Below are 2,201 nucleotides of genomic sequence, written 5' to 3'. Positions count from 1 at the left end.
GCATTTCCGTCGGCGACGCCGCCGCCACGATGACGATATGTGGGTTGGTGTTGCTGGCATCCATGCTTGATTTCCTTTTCGGTGACAAGTGTCGGGGCACGTGAAGCGCGCCTAGCGGGCTTGGCTGTGCAAGTGTTCGATCTGGGCCAGGTAGGCCGCCAGTACGCGTGGCACCTCGCGTAGAAAGAGCGGGGCGCGTTGCGGGCTGTTCTGGTAGCCGATATGCATCCCTCCCGCCGCAATGGCGTGGATCACGGCCACGTAGTCCTCGCGCTGCTTGCTTGCCAGCCCCGGCAGACGCGCCTTGAGCACGTGCCGCACGGTGAGCATGAAATCGGCATCGTCTTCCCGGGTGGCGCGGCCGTGCGTGACATCGAGGAAATCGGGATGGGCATCGATGTATTGCACATAGGGCGTGACCAGGCGGGTGATGGCCTCATCGGCTGACAACTGCTGCCATTCCCGAGCGGGGATCGCCTTGAGCTGCTGGTTGATCTGCCGCATGGCCGCTGAATGCCCCTGGATCAGGGCCGTCAGCAGACTCTCCCGGTCCGGGAAGAAGTGATACATCGACCCCACCGAGGTGCGGGCGCGCTTGGCGACCAGGTGCATGGTCACGGCGCTGACGCCTTCTTCGGCAATCATCTCGGCAGTGGCGGCCAGGATGGCATCGATGCGCGCTTGGCCCCTGGCCTGCACGGCTGGCGAGGCGATATCGGTGGTGGCGCGTGGCATGGGGCTCCAAGGAGATAACCTGGCGTGGCGTCGGGCAGGAAACCACGGGGCAGAAGGTTTTTAAAAACTAGACAGTTTCGTCTAGTTTACAGACATTTGGGATTCTTGTTTGGTTCCCTGTCCAGATTCGGCAAGGCGCGTTGATGAAGGTAGGCGGCACTCTTGCGTGCAGGTACAGGGCGCCAATGGCCCTGCTCAGCGGCTTGGGTGAAGAAGGCGTCGGCGTGCGCGTGGCGCACTATCCAGTTTCGGCAAGCGGGCGCTTGCGGTCCTTGCTGCCGCCCCCTTGTTGCCGGTTCAAGTTTGCCAAAACGGGCTACGCCCCTGCTCGGTGGCCACGCAATAATCGGCCGCACAACCATTCTCCATCGCCTCGTTGACCGATCATGAAACCACTCCTTCGCTCTTGCCTGCTTTCTGCACTGGCCGCTGCCGGCCTGTCCTCCGCCTTGCTGGTCGCTCCCCCGGCTGCCGCCCACGGCGCGGCGGCCCACATGTTGCCGCTCAAGAAGGCCATGGAAGATTTTGGCGCCACGGTGCGCTGGGATGACTATGCAGGTCTGTGGACCATCACCCGCAACAGCGTCACCGTGCGCGTCAAGCCGCTGGCCAAGAGCGCCCTGGTCAATGGCCAGAGCGTGGCCTTGCCGGTGCCGTTGGTGATGAAGGGCGGCCAGCCTTATGTCTCCGACGAATTCATCAATACCGTGTTCGCCCCCAGCCTGGACAAGACCTTCCAGATCGAGGCCGTCCCGCATCCGCTGAACCCCTTGAGTGCCGACGAAATCAATGAGACGGTTGCCGTGCTCAAGGCCAGCGGACATTTCCAGCCCAATTACCGTTTCACCGAAATCACCCTGGCCGAGCCGCCCAAGGAACAGGTCTGGAAATTCGCCATGGGTGATCGCAAGCAGGTCTTCCAGCGTCGTGCCGACTTCACCCTGCTCGATGGCAGCCAGGTCATCGAAGGCACGGTCGATCTCAAGCACCGCACCGTGGAGCGTTGGGAACCCAAGGCCGGCGTGCATGGCATGGTGCTGGTGGATGATTTCGCCACGGTGCAGAACGCCATGGAAGCCAGCCCGGAATATGCCCAGGCCCTCGCCAAGCGCGGCATCACCGACATCAAGAAGGTGGTGGCCACGCCCTTGACGGTGGGTTACTTCGGCGGCAAGGATGCCTTGCAGGAAGACAGCCGCCTGCTCAAGGTGGTCAGCTACCTGGACGTGGGCGATGGCAACTACTGGGCGCATCCCATCGAGAACCTGGTGGCGGTGGTCGATCTGGTGCAGAAGAAGGTCATCAAGATCGAAGACAATGGGGTTATCCCGGTACCGATGAAGCCCACCGGCTACGATGGCAGCGGTCGCGCCCTGGTGCCGCCGCCCAAGCCGCTGGACATCAGCGAGCCCGAGGGCAAGAACTACACCATCACCGGCAACACCCTGCGCGGCGCAACTGGGAAA

2 protein-coding genes are annotated in these 2,201 nt (G+C 62.7%); one reads left to right on the top strand and one right to left on the bottom strand.

What is annotated here, in order from left to right; translation table 11 throughout:
- Positions 1-111: 111 nt before the first annotated feature.
- Positions 112-735, bottom strand: coding sequence for a TetR/AcrR family transcriptional regulator (locus tag I5W_RS02730; protein ID WP_044528081.1), 624 nt, complete (start codon positions 733-735; stop codon positions 112-114).
- A 386-nt stretch (positions 736-1,121) separates the two neighbouring features.
- Between I5W_RS02730 and I5W_RS02725 the strand changes: the two genes are divergently transcribed.
- A partial coding sequence (locus I5W_RS02725) for a stalk domain-containing protein (protein WP_044528080.1) occupies positions 1,122-2,201 on the top strand: 1,080 nt, incomplete at its 3' end.

The organism is Herbaspirillum sp. B65, from assembly GCF_000333555.1.
Taxonomy (GTDB): Bacteria; Pseudomonadota; Gammaproteobacteria; order Burkholderiales; family Burkholderiaceae_D; genus Herbaspirillum; species Herbaspirillum rubrisubalbicans.
The sequence above is the reverse complement of the archived record's forward strand: the minus strand, read 5'-3'. Positions and strand labels throughout refer to the sequence as shown.

Excerpts from the sequence above, each read along its gene's own strand:
- I5W_RS02730 (WP_044528081.1), bottom strand. The coding sequence starts at position 735 with ATGCCACGCGCCACCACCGATATCGCCTCGCCAGCCGTGCAGGCCAGG.